The sequence below is a fragment of the Cobetia sp. 3AK genome, assembly GCF_029846335.1.
In the GTDB taxonomy this organism is placed as follows: Bacteria; Pseudomonadota; Gammaproteobacteria; order Pseudomonadales; family Halomonadaceae; genus Cobetia; species Cobetia marina.
Map to the genome: position 1 here is coordinate 185,100 of NZ_JARWKR010000008.1, position 20,070 is coordinate 205,169.

Here is a 20,070-nt window from a genome sequence, read left to right on the forward strand (position 1 = left end):
GATGGACAAGCGTATCTATGTTGCCCCGGCGCGTTTCTCCGGGCCGAAGGGAGAGGGGTCTCTTGAGGGCAAGCGACTGGTGGTGAAGGATCTGTTCGCGATCAAGGGCGAGCGCACCGGACAGGGCAATCCTGACCTGCTGGCGAGCGCCCCCATCGAGCGGGAGACGGCGCCCAGCGTGTTGGCGCTTCAGAAGGCGGGGGCCGATTATCGGGCGCGCACCACGACCGATGAGCTGGCCTACAGCCTCAATGGCACCAATGCCCATTACGGCACGCCGCAGAACCCGCGTGCGCCGCTGAGGTTGCCGGGAGGCTCAAGCGTAGGCTCTGCGGTAGCGGTGGCGCGCGGTGAGGCGGAGATCGGGCTGGGAACCGATACCGGTGGCTCCATTCGCGTGCCGTCCAGCTACTGTGGGCTCTACGGGCTGCGGCCGACCCATGGCCGCATTGAGATGTCAGGCCTCAAGCCGCTGGCGCCGCGCTTCGATACCATCGGCTGGATGACGCGGGATCTCGCGACGCTGACGCAGGTCAGTGAGGTGTTGATGCCGCCAACGACAGCGACTCGTTTGCCGGCAAGACTCATCCTGCTGGTGCCGGAAGGGCTGGCGGCGGGGCCTTATCAGCGACTGCTGGGGCCGCTGGCGCGTCGTCTTGAATCACTCGGTTTTCGCTGCGAGCGGCGAATGTTGAGCCAGGCCTTCATGGCAAGGGCCAGTGAGGCCTTTCGGATTCTGCAGGGCTGCGAGGTTCGTCGTACGCACCAGGCATGGTTGAGTACGCCGGAGCAGGGCCCCGACTCTCGCTGGCCGCAGCTGAATCCGGATATCGCGGCGCGCCTCAAATGGTGCATGACCCTGAGTGATGCCGACGAGCAGGCAGCAGAAGCCAAGGCAGACACCGTCCGCCGCTGGTACCGCCAGCAGCTGGCAGCCAGTCATGAGGGCGGCGAGAGTGCCTGCGACGATGGCAGTGCGGCTGCCCATGCCCAGGCCACCAGCGAGGCGGTGTTCGTGCTGCCCACCACGCCGGGCGCTTCACCGCTGCTGGGCGCAAGCCTCGAGGAGATGGAGGCCTATCGTCATCGCCTGATGGGACTCACTGCACTGGCCGGCTTGAATGGCGCACCGCAATTGAGTCTGCCGTGGCTGACCGATGACGCAGCGCGGCTGCCGGAGGAGGCTGCACCACCGCCCTGGGGCGTCTCATTGCTGGGCCTGCCGGGCCGTGATGAGAGCCTGCTGGCATTGGCCTGCATGTTGGAAAACTGACCAGCATGCTGGAAGACTGACTGGCGCAGCCTTGAAGGTGCGATCGCTGACCTTCGCTGGATTCAATCACAAACGCCGCATCCCGAAAGGGCTGCGGCGTTCTTTTTGCGATGTCAGCTGGCGGGGGTATAGGGATGCTCACGCTGCCAGTGCTCGGCGATATCGATGCGACGGGTGATCCATACCCTGTCGTGGGACTGGACGTAATCGAGGAAACGTTTCAGTGCCGCGAAGCGTCCCGGTCGTCCGGCGATCCGACAGTGCAACCCGATGGAGAGCATCTTGGGTGCCGTGTCGCCCTCGGCGTAGAGCACGTCGAAGGCGTCACGCAGGTACTGTAAGAAGTCCTCACCGTTGTTGAAGCCCTGGGCGCTGGCGAAGCGCATGTCATTGGTGTCCAGGGTGTAGGGGACGACGAGATGCGGCACCTGCTCGCCATTGGCGGTGGTCACCTCCATCCACAGCGGCAGGTCATCGCCGTAGTAATCGCTGTCGTAGGTGAAGCCGCCGTGCTCCACCACCAGTCGGCGGGTGTTGGGACTGTCGCGCCCGGTGTACCAGCCCTGTGGTGCGTGACCGACCAGCTCGCGATAGCTTTCCACCGCGCGCTCCAGGTGGGCGCGCTCATGGGCTTCATCCATGTGCTGATAATGAATCCAGCGCCAGCCGTGACTGGCGATTTCATGGCCATCCTCCAGGAAGCGTGCGACCAGGTCCGGATGCCGCGCCAGCGCCATGCCGACACCGAAGACCGTCAGCGGCAACTCCCGGCGCTTGAATTCATCAAGAATCCGCCACACGCCACTGCGCGAGCCATATTCGTAGATCGACTCCATGCTCATGTGCCGCGCGGGGTAGGCCTCGGCACCGATGATCTCGGAGAGAAACTTCTCGCTCTCGCTGTCACCGTGCAGCAGGCAGTTCTCGCCGCCTTCCTCATAGTTGAGCACGAACTGCACCGCGATCCTGGCACCCCCCGGCCAGTTGGCATGGGGGGGATTGGCACCATAACCGATCAGATCACGCGGATAGTCGTCGCCCCACAGGGCGTTGTCGTTGTCTGGCATCGTTCGGCTTCCTTGCGACCGGGGGAGCGAAAAGGGGATGAGGCACTGTTCTATTGCCCATTGACGTGCAGGCTTTGTGCCATCTCGGGGCAAAGGCACGCCTGGCGTCATCCTGCTCGCGTCAGTCTGTCGGCGTCCACCAGCGCGGCAGCAGTCGTGCGACTTCCGGGCGCAGGAAGCGGTCATCGATCAGGTGGATCACGCCCTGATCCTGCTCGCTGCGAATCACGCGGCCTGCGGCCTGCACCACCCTGGTGAGCCCGGGGTACAGATAGGTGCAGTCGTCAGCCTTCAAGGGCTGGATGACAGGGGGCAGCGGACCTGCCTCATCGCCACGCTCCTCCTTTGCGCCGTCTGTCGAATGTCGTTCGACACGCCGCCTTGCATCGCTTTCCAGCCACTGCGCCAGACGCTGCTTGAGCGCTTCATTCTCCGGGCTGAAGCCGGCAAGCCCCAGGGTGGCGATGAAGGCCCCGATCAGACGCGACCCCGGGAGATCGATCCCTTCGCCGAAGGCACCGCCCAGCACCGCGAAACCGATGCCCTGGCCGTCGGGGGTGAAGCGCTGAATGAAGGTGGTGCGCTCCGCTTCCGTCATGGCACGGGTCTGGCGCCATTGGGGAATCTCCGGCGTCAGCTGTTGCAGGGTGCTGGCGACCTGCTCGAGATAGGCGAAGCTCGAGAAGAATGCCAGATAGTTGCCCGGGCGCTGCTGGTATTGACGGGCCATCAGTTCGGCGATGGGCCGGCAGGAGGCCTCGCGGTCCCGCAGGCGGGTCGAGAGCCGATGGCGACTGACCTGCACCTGCGTCGCCCTGAACGGCGACTCGACACTCAACCAGACTGCATTGTCCGCCAGTCCCAGCAGGCGGTGATGATAGGCCGGTGGATTGAGCGTGGCCGAGAACAATAGGGTGGCGTGGCTGGCGCGCAGGCGGGGGGCCAGCCACGGCGCCGGGCTGACGCAGCGCAGTCGCGGCTGTATCTGGCGCACGCTTCGCCCTCGGGGCTTGCGAGGCCGGGCTGCTGCTCCTGCTTCTGCTCCTGCAGCCGATGCTGCGCCGGAGCGTGAGCTTGAATCGCTGGTGAGCGTTGCCTGACGCGCCGGATTGATGGCGGCGAGTTCGACCTCGAACAGCGAGTGATCGCCGAAGCCTTCCGCGAGTCGCGTGAGCGTCAGCGCCGCGAAATAGGCCTCCATCATCTCGACGTCAGGCTCCACGCGGCGGCTGGCCGCGGTGGATGTCGGACTGGAGTCTGATGGGGTGGTGCTTGAGGCCAGGGGAACGGCATCGCTCGCGATCAGGCCCAGCTGTTCTGGGGCTTGTGTGGCCGTGGCTCGCGCTGCCTGTTGCCTGGCCGCAGGAGGGGTTGCGGCCTTGTCAGGCTCCGCCAACCAGTCCCCCATCGCGCCCGTCCATTGCGTCAGCGCCTTGAAAAAGTCGCCGGGCAACGTCTCCAGCGCAAGACGTGCCTGTTGACTGCCGTCATCGATGCTGCCGTTCCCGCTGCTTGGATTCCCTGAGCTGCCGTTTTCCGGCCCGAGCTGCTCCAGCGCTCGCCACTGCCGGGCCAGCGCGCGGGAGGCCGAGCGCAGCGGGGCCGGATGGCCCGTGCGACTCAACTGCTTGAGCAGGAAGTGGAACTGTCGGGCATCGAGTTCGATGCTGTACATGCCGCGGGCGCGTTCGATGAGGTTGTGGCTTTCATCGACGAGCACCACGGAGCGCCAGTCATTGGCCTGGGTCAGGGCGAACAGCAGCGCATGACTGTCGAAGTAGTGGTTGTGATCCCCGATGATCACATCCGCCCAGCGCGAGAGCTCCTGGGCGAGAAAGTAGGGGCAGATCTCATGGGCCAGGGCGTGTCGGCGTGTCGTCGCCAGCGTCAGTGGCTGGTGGTCGGCAAGCGCGGCAGAGCGTGCCGCAGGCAGGCGATCATGGAAGCCGCGTGCCAGCGGGCAGGACTCACCATGACAGGCGAGAGTCGGGTGCTCACAGGTCTTGCTGCGCGCGCCGAGTTCCAGAATGCGCAGCGCTGCGGCAGGCGTGTCCGGTGATTCCGTGTGCTCGACCACCTCTGGCATCAGGGTGGTCAGCGCGTCCAGCGCCAGCGCGCGGCCCGGAGTGCGGGCGGTGAGGTAGAAGAGTCTGTCCGTGCCGTTTCTGGGCATCGCACGCAGCGCAGGATACAGCGTCGCCAGCGTCTTGCCGGTACCGGTCGGCGCCTCAGCCAGCAGCTCGCGTCCGGTCATCACCGCCTTGTAGGCATGCTCGGCCAGCTGGCGTTGACCGGGGCGCCAGGCAGGCCAGGGGAAGGCAAGCGTGCCAAGGGCGCTGTCACGGGCGCGGCGATGCGCCAGTTCATTGGCGGCGAACTCGCTGAAGCGTGCGGCCAGACGTGCAAGCTCCGCTTCCAGCGCCTCGCGGCTCCACCAGGCTTCCAGGCGTTGTTCATCCTGTGAAGCCCCGATGGAGTCACCGCCGGATTCCGGTTCATCCTTGGCAGCGCTGGCTGGTGCGTCCGCGGCGATATCCAGATACACCAGCGCCAGCGTGATGCCCTCGAGATCGCGACTGCGGCACATCAAGGCACCGTAGACACGCGCCTGGGCCCAGTGCAGGGCGCGGTGATTCGCGGGCTGACGGGACAGGTCACCACGGTGGGTCTTGATCTCCTCGAGACAGTTGCGCCTGGGATCATAGCCATCGGCGCGGCCACGAATCTCGAGATTGCCGATGCAGCCGGAGAGCGATATCTCGCTTTCGTAGTCCTTGCCACGCCGACGCACGATGCGCTGATGGCCGCGAATGCCCTGTTGAGCGGTGGGCGAGGGCGTGAAGCGCAGGTCCAGATCGCCCTCGCGTGCGGCGAAGGCGCACAGCTCGCGTACCGCGATCCGATAGCGCTCGTGCGCGTTGCTTGAAGTGTCGGCCGTGATCATCGCGCAGCCGGTGCCTTGCGTGCCGTGGCCTCGTCCTCGGCGGACGCATCAGAGGCGTTTACGGTCTGCCATTCGACACGGCACTCCAGCGCCGGAATCGCATGGCGGGCGAACAGGGCCAGCCACTGACGCTGGTTGTCCTGCAGGCGGTCGGTGGGTGCCTTGACCTCGATCATCCGGTAACGCTCGCGAGTGTTCTCGGGGAAGAACTGGATCAGGTCCGGCAGGCCAGCGCGATGCTCGCGGGGATTGGCCAGCAGGTGTCGGAAGCAGGCCTCCAGATGCGCTGGGGGAATGCAGTCCAGTGCGTGGGACAGCAGCTCCTCGCTCAACAGCGGCCAATGCACGAAGGGCGCTTGAATACCCTGTTTCTGCTGATGACGCTCACGAATCGTCTCTCGGTAGCGGCCATCGGACAGGCGCGCGAAGCAGTCCTCGAAAGCGGCCTGGCGACGGTTGACGAAGTCAGGGCGGTAGAGGTCCGCCGGACCGGTATGAAAGGCGTGGAAGAAGGCTCCCGGCAGGGGGGCGAACAGCACGTCCCAGCACAACAGGGTGAAGAGCGCGGGGAGCAGACCATTCTCGACATAGAAGACCGGTGCCTCGGGCGTGGCCAGTGCATGGGCGGCCGCGCGCTCGACCCCATGGATGCCGGCGGCGGCCGAGGTGGCAAGGTCCGGCACCGTAAGGGTGATCTGCGGCGTGGCCGGCGCCTTGGCGCGTCTGGGCGCGGGCAAGCCAAGGCCACGGCACAGGCGAGGCAGGGCGCGCTCAAGTGCCAGCTGCTCATCCAGCGTGATATCAGTACGCGCCAAGCGCTCGCAGGCAAGCGCGTGGGCTGCGCTGATATCGCCGGAAAGCTCCAGCGCCCTCACTCGACGCGGCATGGCACGCGGCGCGTAGGCGGAGTCCTCGAGACAGGCGTACTGCAGTGCGGCTACGTGATGCCAGCCCTGACGCTCGGCATCGCGCGCCAGCGAGAAACGCAGCCGGTCACGCCGCTGTGCCAGCCAGGCATTGGCGCGATTCACCTCTGTCGCGTCGCCTTCTGACGATGTCACCTCGTCCAGCGCCGAGATGATGCGCTGCCAATGCGGCTCCAGTTCAGCATGCGCCGTCTCACGATTCAGACGCTCCCTGGCCGCCTGCCAGTCCTCACGCAGCTGCTCCAGGGCCAGATAACGATCCACCTCCCAACGCTGGGTGAAGGCGCGCGAGTCTGGCGAAAGCGCGACCGCCTCGCAGCGCAGCAGGCCCAGTTCACTGAGCACGAAGTCCGACAGAGTCTGGCGCAGGTTGCCGAAGAACATCAGGCTCAGGCGTCGCGACAGCTCACCAAGCCCAACACTCAGCGTGTTGGCGGCGGGGTCATTAAGCCACTCGGGCAAGGGGCGTGGCGTGGTATCGCCCAGCAGCTCGCTGATGGCATCCGGCATCCGGCGTTTGGGCGTGCTTCTTGGCAGCTCGGGGAAGGCGTCCTTCAAGCGCGGCAGTGTCACCAGTGACAGCATTTCCTCCAGGCTCAGGTCAGCGTTCAGGCGGCACAGCCCATCAGGCGTGGCACTGTCGGCGATCGGTATGATCAATGGCTTGCTTGCGGCCTCGATAGCGCCGATTTCGACGTAGTGAAGCTGCGTGACCTCGAAATGATCGCCCTTGCGCATCAGCAGGCGGACCAGCAGGGCCCGTGAAGGCTCCGGCAGGCGCGTGATGGCATCCACCGTGGCACGCTCTGTCTCTGTCAGCAGATCGGCGTGGCACTGGCAGACCCAATCGAGCAGGGTATCGAAGTTGGCCAGGTAGTAGCGCGGATTGTCGAGGGGAGCGGCTTGCATGGCGACCTGTCGAAGTGGCGGGCAGTGCAGCGGTTTGCCCGAAAGCATGGGGTTATATACAGTATATGGCCATCTGTCGGGCTGCAAACTCTTGCAAAGCCTGTCACGAGTCACCATCTGCCTGTCAGCAAGTGGTAAAATCCCGTGATCGACGTGTCATGGCAGCCTCATGGCACGTCTGCTGGACAGGCGTGAAAGCGTGTCACCCTTGATTCCTCCCCTCGGAGGCATTTCCGCGATGGTTCAGGACGGGCCATCGATCATCATTCAAGCAGGGCAGGAAGGCAGTCCATGTTTCTTGATCAGTTTCACCGGGTCGAAGATGGCCGCGTGCGGATCACCGCCGAGCAGGCCAGTCGCTTCGCCAAGCAGATGGCGGGGGATTACAACCCCATTCATGACCCGGATGCGCGACGCTTCTGTGTGCCCGGCGACCTGCTGTTCTCCCTGTTGCTGGCGAAATTCGGCCTTTCACAGTGCATGACCATCCGTTTCTGCGGCATGGTCGGCAACGATGTGCCCTTGATCTTCGAAGCGCTGGAAGAACCCGACGAGAATGGCGTGTCCCTGCTGGTGCGCGATGAAGCCGGCAAGGTCTATCTGACGGTCGAGCGCAGCGGTGATACCACGCATGACGATGAAGTGGTCGCCAACTTCACTCGCCAGTATATCGCCTTCTCCGGGCGCAACTTCCCGCACTTCCTGCAGCCGCTGATGCTGGAGAAGGGCGTGATGTTCAATCCTGCCCGCCCGCTGGTGATCTATGACAGCATGGGCTTCTGTTTCGAACGGCTCGATATCGCCGATCTGCATCTCGACTTCGTGCGCTCCTCGCTTGAGGTCAACGGCAAGCGTGGTGATACCCTGCTCGAATTCGGCATCCATGATGGCGAGCAGTGCATCGGCAGTGGCTCCAAGAAGCTGGTCGTCAGTGGGCTGCGGGATTACTGTGCCGAGACGATGGATGCCTTCGTTGAGTCCTTCGAGGCGCTCAAGCGCGAAGCGGAAGCCTGAGCCGGCCGAACCGAGATGGCCGAACGGAGCCAGTCGAAGGTGAGATGGCCGAACTGAGCTAGCTCTCGGACTTGCGTGCTGCAGAGATCAAGACGCCCGCCAGAGAGATCTGGCGGGCGTCTTGTCGTGGGGGGCAAAAGACCGGCGGCAAGGGGGCGGCTGACGTCGTCAGTGAGTTGTCTCGCCGCGTTCAGCGCTTGATGCTGATCGGCGCCAGCGCATCACCCTGTGGCAGGATGCGCCCGATGATGGCGCTGGCGTGATAGCCGGCGGCCTTGAGCGCGGCCAGGCAGGACTCGGCCTCACCGGCCGGCACACTGGCCAGCAGGCCGCCGGCGGTCTGTGGATCGAACAGCAGCGGATAGCGCGGATGATCGATGACGCTGGCCTGATCCTTCAGGGCCCGCTTGAGACGCAGGTTGGCCGGTTGCAGTGAGCTGACCACCCCGCGGGCGACGCAGTCCTCGGCGCCGTCCAGTATCGGCAGGGCGTCGATCTCGAGTTCGGCATCCACGCCGCTGGCGCGGGTCATCTCCACAAGGTGACCGAGCAGGCCGAAGCCGGTGACATCGGTGGAGGCGCTCGCCTGATGGGCGCGCAGGATATTTGCCGCCTGCTGACTGGATTGCTGCATGCTCTCCAGTGCGGCATCGATCCAGCGGCCGCGCGCTTCCAGGCGTGCGTGCGCTGCCAGCAGGGTGCCGGTGCCGATGGCCTTGGTGAGGATCAGCACCTCGCCTGGCTGCATGCCGCCCTTGCAGGTGACGCCGGCCAGACTCTCCTCCACCAGGCCATTGAGGGCGAAGCCCAGCGCCAGTTCCTGCCCCTCGCCGGTATGTCCGCCGACCAGTGTACAGCCTGCCTCGTTGAGCACCTCGGTGGCGCCTTGCATCAGCTCGCGCACCAGCGGTTCGACCTTGCGCTCGATCCCCTGCGGCACCGTGGCGACGGCGGTCGCGGTGTGGGGCGTCGCGCCCATGGCGTAGAGATCGCCCAGGGCGTGATTGGCGGCGATGCGCCCGAACAGGTAAGGGTCATCGATGAAGGCGCGGAAGAAGTCGACGCTGTGTACCAGTGCCTGACCCTCGGGCACTCGCACGATGGCGGCATCATCCGGGGCATGCAGCCCGACCAGCACGTCCGGGTTCTCTCGTGGGGCAAGGCTCTGCAGCGCTCGGGAGAGCACGCTGGCACCGACCTTGGCGCCACAGCCGCCACAGCGCATCGCCAGCGCGGACAGGGCCTGATGCGCTTCCTGCTCATCCAGCTCGGCGGTCAGGCGCGGGTGGAGCCTGCCATCGCCGCCCTTGAGTGCCTGCCAGGCAGCGCTGATACGCTGTTGCAACCCGGCAAGGCCGCCGGTGTCCGCGGCGTTCTGCATGCTGGGCAGTTCATTGAAGCGTGCCATGAACTGGCGGTCGATATGATCCTTCCAGCGCCACAGCCACGGACGCAGCCACGGCGACACCAGCCCCAGATTGCCGCGTGAGGCAATGGCATCACGATCCCCGGTGCTGATCAGGGCCAGCCAGTGGGACTGCGGAATATAGGGATGTAGTGACTCTCCGCGCACGGCGCGGCGCAGGTTGTCAGCCAGCGGCCGTGATTGGCGCACGGCGAAGACGCCGGCCTTTTCACGCGGATGATTGACCTGATGCGCGATATCGCCCGCGGCGAAGATGGCATCATCCTCGAGCGTCTGCAGGGTATCGCGCACCTTGAGAAAGCCATCCTCATCCAGGCTCAGTCCTGTCTTCTCCAGCCAGCGTGCCCCTCCGGCGCGTGTCACCCAGATGGCCTCGTCGGCCGGATGGCGGCTGCCGCTGGCACTGATCAGCTGGCGCTGGGACGACGCCGTGGAAGCGTCTACAGCGGTGATCTCCTCACCGAAATGCACTTGGATACCGCGTTCGTGCAAGGTGGTGGCGAGTGCAGCGCTGATCTCAGGAGAATGCGTCGGCAACAGGCGCTGTCCGCGGGTGATCAGCGTCAGGTTCGGCGCGAGCGCAGCGGGCAACTCGGCGGCGAGGCGCTGCTGGATGGCCAGCAGCAGCTCGACCCCGCCGGCACCGCCGCCGACCAGCACGATGTCGAGAGGCCGCTCGGCGCTTCTGGCGCGCTCAAGCAGTCTCAGCCAGCGCTGCTGGAAGGTGCTGATCGGTTTGACCGCCACCACGGGGGCATCAGCCGCTTCGGGATCACCGATACCGTCGATGTGGGACAGGCGAGGCGTGGAGCCGATATTGATCGACAGCAGGTCATAGTCCACCGCCGGGCGCTCGGCGCAGATCACGCGGCGCTGGCCGCGGTCGATATCGATCACCTGATCCCGATAGAAGCGTGCGCCGGCGAACTGACACAGCCGACGCAGGTCGATATGCACATCATCAAAGGTGTAATGCCCCGCCACGTAACCGGGTAGCATGCCGGAGTAGGGCGTGTCGGTGTCGCGACAGATGACGGTGAGGCGTACGCCAGGCTCAGGCTGCATGGCGAAACGCATCAACACGCCAACATGGCTATGTCCCCCGCCGATCAGGACGATATCGCGCACGATGGGCGCCTTGGCAGGCATGGACGCAGATGGCATCAGAGGTCTCGATAGTCAGAAGAGGACGGGGATATTGAATAATGGGTAATGATATCAGGAGTCTAGCAACTTGAACTTTCTTGGTCATGCGCACCTGAGTCTGGCGGGCAGCGATAACTTCCTGTTTGGCAACCTGATTGCCGACGGCGTGCGCGGCAGTGACCTGAGCGGCTGGTCGCCTGAGATAGAAGCCGGCATCCGTTTCCATCGCCGCTGTGATGCGGTGATCGATGCCCATCCTGAGACTCGTTGGCTGTTGACTCAGGTACCGCCCGCGTCACGTCGTGTGGCAGGCATCGCCTTCGACATGATGTGGGATCACCTGCTGGCTGGTGAGATGCACGATGACGATATCGAGCGCCTCTATCGCCTGTTGGCGCGTGAGGAGGTGCCGTCACGCCTGTCGAGCCTCATCGAGTGGATTCAGATGCGCGATGCGCTCAGGCGCTATCAGGAGCTGGAGTTCACGCTCTCGACCATTGCCAGCATCGGCGAGCGCATGACGGCCAGACGCCGGTTACGCCAGACAAGTGATCCTCGCCAGCAAAGTGATCCTCGCCAGCAAAGTGATTCACGAAGGCAAAGTGATACGCGAAGGCAAAGTGATACGCGAAGCGGAAGGCGTACGCACAAGGTGGGGGATCTGGAAGCAGGCGCCAATCCGCTGGCGGACATGACGCCGTGGCTGGCGAATAACCGCGCGATGCTTGAGGACAGCTTCGCGCGGTTGTGGCCGGACATGCTGGCATTGCGCCAGACGCCCGTTATCTGATGATCAGGCTTGCGCTCAGCGCAGCTCCAGACGCGTGAAGGGCCTCAGGAGATACGAGAGCACGCTGCGCTCGCCGGTCTCGATGTCCACCGTGGCGACCATGCCCGGCTTGATCGGCAGCGTCTCGCCATTGTGCTCCAGCGCCGCGGTCTCGCTGCTGACCAGCACGCGATAGTAGCTTTCCTCACCCCGCGGCGTTTCCTCTTCCAGGGTGTCAGAGCTGATGCGCTCCACCTTGCCCTCCAGCGTGCCGTAGACCGCATAGTCGTAGGCGCTGATGCGAATCGTGGCCGGCATGCCCGGGGCGATGAAGGCGACATCCTGCGGGCGGATGCGCGTCTCGAACACCAGGGTGTCCTCCAGCGGGGTGATCTGCATGATCTCCTCGCCGGGCGGGATGACGCCGCCACGCGTGGTGATGGCGATGTTGTTGACCACGCCACGCACCGGCGAGAGCAGCCGGGTGCGATCCAGCTGATCACGCCGCTGCACGGTAGTCTCTTCCAGTGTCGCCAGTTCGGACTTCTTGTCGGCAAGCTCGGCGTAGGCATCCTGCAGATAGGTATTGCGGATCTCGGCCTGACGGCCCTTGAGTTCGGCGATCTCGCGATCCAGCTTGAGCATCTCCATCTCGCCCACGGCACGTCGCTTGACCAGCGGGCGGATCACCGCGAGCTGACGCTGGGCCGCAGTGATCTCCTTGCTGACCGCATTCAAGGCGCTGTCACGCTTCTTGCGCCGCGCCGTGAACAGCTCACGCTCGGTGGCCGTCAGCGCCTCGTTGTCACGCACCTCCTCCGGAAACTCGATGCTGGCCTTGTCCAAGACCTCGGCTTCCAGGCGTCCGATGGTCGCCCTCAGCGCCTGGGCCTGGCTCAGCGATTCCATGTAGGCCGAGCGGAAGCGGGTTTCATCGATGGCGGCCAGCAGCTGGCCGGCCTCGACGATTTCCCCCTCCCGAACCATGATCTCGTCGAGAATGCCGCCCTCCAGGCTCTGGATGGTCTGCTGGCGCGAGGAGGGGACTACCTTGGCTTCACCGCGGGCCACTTCATTGACTTCGGCCCAGCTGGACCATGCCACGAAGAGCGCTATCACCAGCAGGCTGGCCCACAGCAGCGGACGTGACCAGTGGCTTTCCAGTCTCTGGTCCGGGGCGCCCAGCTCACGTTTGATGAGTTCGGGGTCAAAACGCTGGCTCATGAGGCCTCCTGGCGCTGGCGAGATGAGGAGGTGGCCGGTGTCTTGCCGGCGGATTGTCTGGCCATGATCTGATCCAGCGGGCCGTCCATGACGCGCTTGCCATGGCGCAGTACCAGCGCGCGCTCGACCCAGCTGAGCAGCGACTTGCGGTGGGTGGCAAGCACCAGGGTGCGGCCGGCAAGCCACGGGCCAAGTGTCTTGATGACGTGCTGCTCGGTGGCCTGATCCAGCGAGGCCGTGGGTTCATCCAGCAGCACCACGACCGGGTCCTGCAGGACCAGGCGGGCAAGACCGAGGCTCTGACGTTGGCCGCCGGACAGGCTGTGGCGATCATGCAGCATCATGTCCAGCCCCAGCGGATGACGACGCACGAAGTCGCCCAGGCCGGTCATCTCGAGGACCTCCAGCAGACGCATGTCGCTGACATCCCGTCCGTCGATGCACAGATTGTCGCGCAGGGTGCCGCTGAACAGACTGATGTCCTGTGGCAGGTAGCCGATGGCACGCTGGCGATCGGCAGGGTCGATCTGACTCAGGGCGAGGTGATCGAGGGTCAGTTCACCGCTGGTAGGCGTGAAATAGCCGGCCAGCAGTCGCAGCAAGGTGCTCTTGCCGGCGCCATTGCCCCCCAGCAGCGCGATATGTTCACCGGGCGCGATGCTCAGGCGGTCCAGTGCCAGGGCTTCCGGGGCTTCCTCGTCGTAGCGCCAGTGCAGATTCTCGGCATGATAGTGACCGCGTGCCTGGGCGAGGCGCGCGAAGCGACGATTGATGGGACGCTCGATATCGGTCTCCATCAGCGCATCCAGCCCTTCCTTGGCGACCTTGACGTGCTGCCAGCGGCTCAGCAGCGCACTGATCTGCAGGGTCGGGCCGATGGCGCGCGACGACAGGATCGAGCAGGCGATCAGGGCACCGACGCTCAACTCGCCGGCCATGATCAGATAGACCCCGGCAATGATGACGCCGACGTAGGCCAGCTGCTGCATGCCGGTGCCCCAGCTGGTCAGCCAGGCGACGGCATGGCGGAAGGTGACGCCACGGTGGGTCTGCTCGGAGGTCAGGCGCTGCCATTGGCGACTGGCATGGCCTTCGGCGCGACAGGCCTTGAGGTTCTCGAGGTTGTCGAGGGTCTCGAGCAATACGCCATTCTTGACCGCGGATTCGCGCATGCCCTCCCGGGATAGGCGTGACAGCCAGGGTTGCGCCAGCAGTACGGGAATCAGCATCAACACGATGGCGGCCACCGGTACCCAGACCACCGGGCCGCCCAGCAGGGCGATCAGGCCCAGGAACAGCAGGGCGAAGGGCAGATCACCACAGGCCCCGAGGGTCGAGGCGGTGAAGAATTCGCGGATGGCATCGAAGTCTCGAATCTGGCTGGTCATCGCGCCGGTGGAGCGCGGCTTCGAGGCCAGGCGCATCTGCACGGCGTGGCGGAAGATGTGATCGTTGAGCTCGAGATCGATCTTCTTGCCCGAGTTCTCGATCAATTGCGCCCGCAGTGCGCGCAACAGCGCTTCAAGCGCGATGGCGAGAATCACGCCGATACCCAGCGCCCACAGCGTATCGACGGCACCGGTCGGCACCACACGGTCATAGACCTGCATCGCGAACAGGGCCGTGGCCACGGCCAGCAGTGCAGCGAGCGACGAGGACAGTGCGACTTCGGCGAAGACTCGCCAATGGGACTTGAGGCGTGATGTCAGCCAGTGACCCTGGCGGGTCTTGCTGTAACCTTCTGCGCGATCCAGCGAGATCTCGCCATGTGCGAACAGCGCAATGCCGGCGTATGCGGCGTTCAGCTCGGCCTGTGGCTGCCAGTATTCTCCCCCGGACAGCGGGTCGAGCAACTGATAGGCGGGGCCGCTGGGGGCTGCTTCCGTATCATCGTCTGCCGGGGTGTCGCTCGTGTCGGCATTCGACTCGCCGCTCGATTCGATGCTCGACGTTTCAGGCCACTGATGCGACGCCTCATGGGCCAGCAGGACGCGGCTGCTGCCATCTTCCAGCAGCACGACGCAGGGCATCAGGCTGGCAGGAATCTCGTCGAGGGGGGCCTGACTCAGACGTGCGGCAATGCCCTGGCGTGACAGGGCCTGCTCCAGATCCTGTGGCGCGAGCTGCCCCTTGGTCAGTGGCATGCCATGGTGCAGGCGTTCGAGGTCGATGCCGTGGCCCTGCAGGCGCAGCAACTGGCGAACGCTCTCCAGCAGCGGGTCGGGTCGGAAGGCCACCGGGGTATCGGCAGCAGACTGTACGGAGCTCATTGGCTGACTCCCTGGCTGACAGGCTGATGGGAATGGGACAGGTGAGCACTCGTCATCTCGGTTGTCGCGGCAGTGGTGGATGGCGCGCGAAGGGGGGAGGTGACCAGTGGCAGGGCGCCCAGCTGGGTCGCGAGGTCATATTGATCGGTGAGCAGCTGGGTGTTGAGCTCGATCATCTGACGACGCGCCGCGAAGATCTCGCTTTCGATGGTCAGCAGATCCTCGATATTGCGTGAGCCGGTGATGAACTGGTCCCGATAGCTGCTGCGCAGGCGCTCTCCGCTGCGTGCCTGCTGATCCAGTGCCTTGATGCGTGCCTCGACCGCTGGCTGACTGGCAGACAGTCGCTGGATCTGGCGGCGCAGCTCACGGGCCGTGGAGGCGGTCTCGAACTGGGCGGCGGTCAGGCGTGCGCGGTCCGCTTCAGGCTGGCGCAACGGCGTCAGGCCTTGGAAGACCGGGGCCTCGATGCGCAGGCCGATACTGGAGTCGCTGACCATGTCGTCGTTCGACTCATAACGTGAGCTTGTCGCCTCCAGTCGCAATTCCGGCCAGCGCTCGGCCTCGCTCAGGCTCAAGGCGTGGCGCGCGGCATTCTGCTGGCTGACATGACTGCGATAGGCTGGCGCGTTGGTGATGGCGGCATCGGTAGTGGCAGGGTCGCGGGCCAGGTCCGCCACGATCGGCAGTGGCTTCGGGGCGCTCAAGGTCACGCCCTGGAAGGGGCGTCCACTGAGAATCTCGAGTTCCTGTCGGGCGGTATCAGCATCGCCCTGAAGGCGTGCCAGCCATTCACGCGCACTGGCAAGGTCGACGGCGGCTCGGTCCAGCTCGACCCGGTCACCATAGCCCGAGAAGGTGCGATCATTGGCCAGCGTCTCGAGGCTTTCGAGCTTCTCGATGTAATCACGTACGCGGCGCATCATGGCGCGGTTGGCCCCGAGATCGATATAGGCGGTGATCGCCTCCTGGGCGATCTCCATGCGGGTCTGATCCAGGGTGTCACGCTCGACATCCCGCTCGGCCTTGCGTTGTTCGACCTCGGCTTCCACCTGCCCCCAGTCATAGAGCATCTGGCTCAGCGTGATGCGATACCCGCCTTCCGTGAAATTGTCCTCGGTGCCGACGCTGCTTTCCAGACGTGGCCAGTAGCCATCCTCGGCAATCTCGATATCCGTCCCTGCGGCCCGGACATTGGCCTGGGCGGCGTCGATGCGAGGGTCATGTCTGAGCACATCGCTCAAAACTTCGGCGAGATCACGTGTCGTCTGAGCACTGGCCGGTAGCGAACTCGCCAGACCGGCTGAGACGACATAGACGGCGATGGAAAGCCTCTTCATTCGTATGCGCAGAGTTGTTGCCTGTCCGATGGCGGACGGACAACGAAATAGGGTGGGCATCATGTCACTCCTTGGCCCCAGGGTGATCCCTGAAGTTGCGTCATCCTGACGCTTTATTCGTGTTCAGTGCGTACTTGTTCATCGGGAAGGCGCCCCCTGAGAGGCGCATCCCGGGACTAGCCGTTATTGGTATTCACGGTAACGTCCTGGTCGATATAGAGCGTTGCGTCACCCAGTTGATAAGTATCATAGGTGGTGCCGTTGAGGTCGGTCGTTGTCGCGGAAGATGTTGCCCCAGCCGCTTCCACGCTATCGCCCTCATCACCATCGATATACAGCTCGTTATCACTATCTGTAAGGTTCAGCACCGTATCGGCATCGATCTTGAGGCTGGTGCCGGTCTCACTGCTGGCCGAGATATCGAGAACTTCGATATTGGACGCCGTATTGACCGAAGCAGCCGTATCCAGCAGCGCTGTAAGGTCGATGCTTTCCCCGGTATTGTCGAAGCTCAAGGTATCAATGCCTGCGCCGCCGTCGACCTCGAAGGTGAGGGTGGATGTCACGAGGGTATCATCGCCATCACCGCCATCGAAGATATTGCTGCCAGCGCCGCCATACAACGTATCGTCATCATCACCACCAAACAGGATGTCATTGCCATCGCCTCCATTGATGACATCATTACCCTCACCGCCACGAATCAGATCGTTGCCGCTTCCGCCGGTGAGAATGTCATCACCGGCATAGCCGTAGAGCTGAACATCTATCAAGACAGAACTTTGATCGATGGTATTGCCGGTCGTATCGCCATCAAAGACAGAGTCACCATTACCGTCCAACACTCCAACGTCAGCCAGGGATGCGAGGCTTTGCGTTGTGCTGGCACCATCGGAATCAGTGGCAGTGATGGTGATGGAGTTGAGTACCTCCACATTAGCGATGCCATCGTTTAGAGCTATCGTCGATAGCAGTTCATTGATGGCGAGATTGTCGATATCGCCACCGTCTACGGCTGTGATGGTGATGCTGGCCTCGGGGGCCACCAGCCCCAGTAGTCCTGCACGACTTGTGGTCGTGAACTGCAGTCCCAATTCTGCAGCGAGTTCGCTGTTAGCCGTAAATTCAGGGCCGGTAAGTAAAGTGCCTCCCACCTCGACACTCAACAATGGCTCGAAGGTGATCGTGACGGATGCCAGATTTCCGTCAGCATCAGTGACGAACACATCGTTCTGGGAAAAGTCGATGAGCCCGAGCGCTTCGAACCCAATAAGCCCAAGTAACTTGCTGCTACTGGCGGTGACCTCAGGTGCAGAGTTTGTCGTCGTGTCCGGCTCTGTACCACCTTGGCCATTGAAGGTGACCTTGCTGCTAGCAGTATCACCGTCGCCATCAGTGACCGTGAAGTTTACATCGGAGGTGATGTCACCAAAGACCGTAGAGGAGTTGGCCTCATCAACGATTAGCTTGCCTTGCTCAAGCAAACTAGCAATGATTTCTTCATCAGTGGTGCTGTCGGCAACAAGGTTTACTCCTGTCAAGTCAATGTAATGATTGACTTGGCTTGCATCGTACCCAGAAGAGAATCCACCGCCGGTACTGATGGCGATAATGGTCTTATCCAGGCCAGCATCGTAAGTGATGTGCAAGAAGCTGGTGAGGTTATTGGCAGCATTGCCGAGACGCCACTCTCCTTGCAGCATGCCGGAAAGGTCGATGATATCGCCGCCGGCTTCACTCAGAGGCAGGCTGGTATCAAAATCGGTGATGGTGTCGGTAGCGATGCTGCCATCGCTGGTGATTTCATCGCCTGCTTCCCAGCGGAAAACGTCAACCCCAGCGCCGCCGGTAAGTGTATCGTCACCTGTTCCACCGATGATCAGATCACTACCACCACCGCCATTGAGTATGTCATTTCCTTCTCCACCGCGGAGAATATCTGCCTGTGCGCTGCCGGTGATCTCATCGTCGCCAGCGAAGCCGTAGAGGCGGGCACTGCCGGTTTCTGAGGCTGCAGTCAGTTCTCCTGTACCCTCAGTATCTTCAATTACAGCCGCGGTAGTGCTGTCAGTACCGTCGAGCACACTGAGACCAATTAGCTCACTGACATCAGTACTGTCGCTAAGCCCACCACTATCCTTGACTGTGAGAGTTGTTTCGCCAAGTGCATCAACGTCTATGGTTCCATCTGACGTTATGACAACAGTAGCCAAAAATTCATTGAGCACCTGCTGATCAATTATCCCGCCACCCACTTTCTTAATCGTTAGGGTAGAGGCTCCAATTAAAGTAATAGAACCAATCCCAAGATTAAATTCGATACCTGTGGTATCAAGCGTGACCATGAGTCCAAGTTCGTCGGCAAGCTCCTGTGAATAGCCGAGTGTCACATTGGGTGACAATACGTTGAGTCCAAGAAGTGCGGATTTCTCGATCACGACTTCAGTGATGTTATTGTTGGCGTCACTGACACTCAAGTCTTGAGTGCCTGCCAGGTCAATAAGCCCTAGCGCTTCAATATCGACGATGCCCAGCAAGCCGCCTTGGCCACTTATCGTAGCTTCTGGTGCGCTATTCGGACTATCGGCAATAGTGGAGCTACCACTATTGTTATAGGTGTAGGCACCTGTCTCGACGTTGATCGTGAGAGTCTCACCAAGCACCGTTTCTATCGTCAGAATACCATCGGTGATAGCAATCGTATTACTGACGTCGATATCTATGAGCTCAGAGCTACCACTCACAGTGGCGCTTGATAGATCATCGGATACAGTGAAGGTGACACCGTGAATAGTGGTCTGCTGAACATAACCACCATCCGCACCGAATCCCCCATCATCACCGAGGGCTGAGCCTTCATAGTCAGTATTGAGAGCAGATACGACAACGAACTGGTTCGCTTTAACCGTTGGGATATCATCCACGACCTTGATGCTGATATTGCTGGAGAGACTGGTGGCCCCATCGTCCAGTTGGACGCCAACGTCAAAGGTGAGGCTATCAGCACCTTCGAGTTGATGATCAATTCCTTGCTGGATAGCCGTTGTGTAGTTGCCGTTATCATCGATAGTGATTGTGATGAAAGCAGATTCAATACCGGTATCTTCATCGGTATAAATCGCCTGCAGAGTCTTGCTATCCGCAGACAGGTTCCAGATAAGTAGCTGGCTTTTTGCCTCAATATCAACTGTTGTAGGCTTCACTAGTGTGAAACTGGCATCAGTTGATACATTACCGAAAGACAATGCGCCATTATCAGTAGCAGAAGTAATATCTGAATCGCTATCAGATGCAGGTGCGATAGCAAAGCTTCTGAACATCCTTCCTGCAGCAGGGGCTGCACCAATACCATCTTCTGTTATCGCTGAACTCCCAGATTCGATGAAGGGTATTGTGCTCACTGTAATTGAGAACGTATTCGAGGAGTTACTGACGTTTCCGGCTATATCGGTTGTAACAGCGCTGAAGGTATAGTCACCATCGGCGAGTGCCTCAGCTGGCATGAATGTCCAGTTACCACGGCCATCGACATTTATAATGTCCACGACTTCTGAACCGTTGTAGAGAGTCAGAGTGCTATTGGCTTCCGCAGTACCCTCAATAAGAGGAATTGTGTCATTGGTGCTATCACCATCGGCAAGAGGGCCTGTCGATGTCTCCACATCATCGATGATGCTGACGATGATCGGCGCATCCGGCACCTCGGTGTCAATCACGATGGCCTGCGAGGCAACCGGGCCGTCATTGCCGGCGGCGTCCTGC

11 protein-coding genes are annotated in these 20,070 nt (G+C 62.4%); 3 read left to right on the forward strand and 8 right to left on the reverse strand.

From position 1 onward, the window contains the following. Position 1: 1 nt before the first annotated feature. Complete coding sequence (locus QD228_RS13090; protein WP_279875795.1) at positions 2-1,273, forward strand: amidase family protein; 1,272 nt, start codon at positions 2-4, stop codon at positions 1,271-1,273. A gap of 113 nt (positions 1,274-1,386) precedes the next feature. Here QD228_RS13090 and puuE read toward each other — a convergent pair whose 3' ends face one another. The 3 genes from puuE to QD228_RS13105 form a co-directional block, all read right to left on the reverse strand. Beyond that, on the reverse strand, positions 1,387-2,340 hold the full coding sequence (puuE, locus tag QD228_RS13095; protein WP_279875796.1) for an allantoinase PuuE: 954 nt from the start codon (positions 2,338-2,340) through the stop codon (positions 1,387-1,389). A gap of 121 nt (positions 2,341-2,461) precedes the next feature. After that, positions 2,462-5,284 (reverse strand): ATP-dependent DNA helicase, encoded by a 2,823-nt coding sequence (locus QD228_RS13100; RefSeq protein ID WP_279875797.1) that lies wholly within the window; start codon positions 5,282-5,284, stop codon positions 2,462-2,464. Then, positions 5,281-7,119 carry a VRR-NUC domain-containing protein gene (locus tag QD228_RS13105; protein WP_279875798.1) on the reverse strand — a complete coding sequence of 613 codons (1,839 nt, stop codon included), beginning with the start codon at positions 7,117-7,119 and terminating at the stop codon, positions 5,281-5,283. The genes QD228_RS13100 and QD228_RS13105 overlap by 4 nt, the downstream gene beginning before the upstream one ends. A 291-nt stretch (positions 7,120-7,410) precedes the next feature. Between QD228_RS13105 and QD228_RS13110 the strand changes: the two genes are divergently transcribed. Next, complete coding sequence (locus tag QD228_RS13110; protein WP_279875799.1) at positions 7,411-8,133, forward strand: DUF3581 family protein; 723 nt, start codon at positions 7,411-7,413, stop codon at positions 8,131-8,133. Between the two features lie 190 nt (positions 8,134-8,323). Here QD228_RS13110 and selD read toward each other — a convergent pair whose 3' ends face one another. Further along, positions 8,324-10,723 carry a selenide, water dikinase SelD gene (selD, locus tag QD228_RS13115; protein WP_279875800.1) on the reverse strand — a complete coding sequence of 800 codons (2,400 nt, stop codon included), beginning with the start codon at positions 10,721-10,723 and terminating at the stop codon, positions 8,324-8,326. Between the two features lie 70 nt (positions 10,724-10,793). Here selD and QD228_RS13120 point away from each other — a divergent pair, with 70 nt between their 5' ends. Beyond that, the gene (locus QD228_RS13120; RefSeq protein WP_279875801.1) at positions 10,794-11,495 is read left to right on the forward strand and encodes an ACP phosphodiesterase; all 702 of its coding nucleotides are present in this window, start codon (positions 10,794-10,796) and stop codon (positions 11,493-11,495) included. Positions 11,496-11,510: 15 nt separating this feature from the next. On the opposite strand, the gene QD228_RS13125 is transcribed toward QD228_RS13120, so the two are convergent. The 4 genes from QD228_RS13125 to QD228_RS13140 form a co-directional block, all read right to left on the reverse strand. Then, entirely contained in the window at positions 11,511-12,698 is a 1,188-nt protein-coding gene (locus QD228_RS13125) for an HlyD family efflux transporter periplasmic adaptor subunit (RefSeq protein ID WP_084208736.1), read from the reverse strand. Continuing rightward, positions 12,695-14,968, reverse strand: coding sequence for a type I secretion system permease/ATPase (locus QD228_RS13130; RefSeq protein ID WP_279875802.1), 2,274 nt, complete (start codon positions 14,966-14,968; stop codon positions 12,695-12,697). The genes QD228_RS13125 and QD228_RS13130 overlap by 4 nt, the downstream gene beginning before the upstream one ends. After that, a complete protein-coding gene (locus tag QD228_RS13135) occupies positions 14,965-16,368 on the reverse strand; it encodes a TolC family protein (RefSeq protein WP_279875803.1) in 1,404 nt (467 codons plus the stop codon). The genes QD228_RS13130 and QD228_RS13135 overlap by 4 nt, the downstream gene beginning before the upstream one ends. Before the next feature lie 116 nt (positions 16,369-16,484). Then, positions 16,485-20,070, reverse strand: a 3,586-nt coding sequence (locus QD228_RS13140; protein WP_279875804.1) for an Ig-like domain-containing protein, incomplete at its 5' end; no start/stop codon positions are given.

Coding starts and splice junctions, on each gene's coding strand:
- QD228_RS13090 (WP_279875795.1), top strand. CDS start 2: ATGGACAAGCGTATCTATGTTGCCCCGGCGCGTTTCTCCGGGCCGAAG.
- puuE (WP_279875796.1), bottom strand. CDS start 2,340: ATGCCAGACAACGACAACGCCCTGTGGGGCGACGACTATCCGCGTGAT.
- QD228_RS13100 (WP_279875797.1), bottom strand. CDS start 5,284: ATGATCACGGCCGACACTTCAAGCAACGCGCACGAGCGCTATCGGATC.
- QD228_RS13105 (WP_279875798.1), bottom strand. CDS start 7,119: ATGCAAGCCGCTCCCCTCGACAATCCGCGCTACTACCTGGCCAACTTC.
- QD228_RS13110 (WP_279875799.1), top strand. CDS start 7,411: ATGTTTCTTGATCAGTTTCACCGGGTCGAAGATGGCCGCGTGCGGATC.
- selD (WP_279875800.1), bottom strand. CDS start 10,723: ATGCCATCTGCGTCCATGCCTGCCAAGGCGCCCATCGTGCGCGATATC.
- QD228_RS13125 (WP_084208736.1), bottom strand. CDS start 12,698: ATGAGCCAGCGTTTTGACCCCGAACTCATCAAACGTGAGCTGGGCGCC.
- QD228_RS13130 (WP_279875802.1), bottom strand. CDS start 14,968: ATGAGCTCCGTACAGTCTGCTGCCGATACCCCGGTGGCCTTCCGACCC.
- QD228_RS13135 (WP_279875803.1), bottom strand. CDS start 16,368: ATGCCCACCCTATTTCGTTGTCCGTCCGCCATCGGACAGGCAACAACT.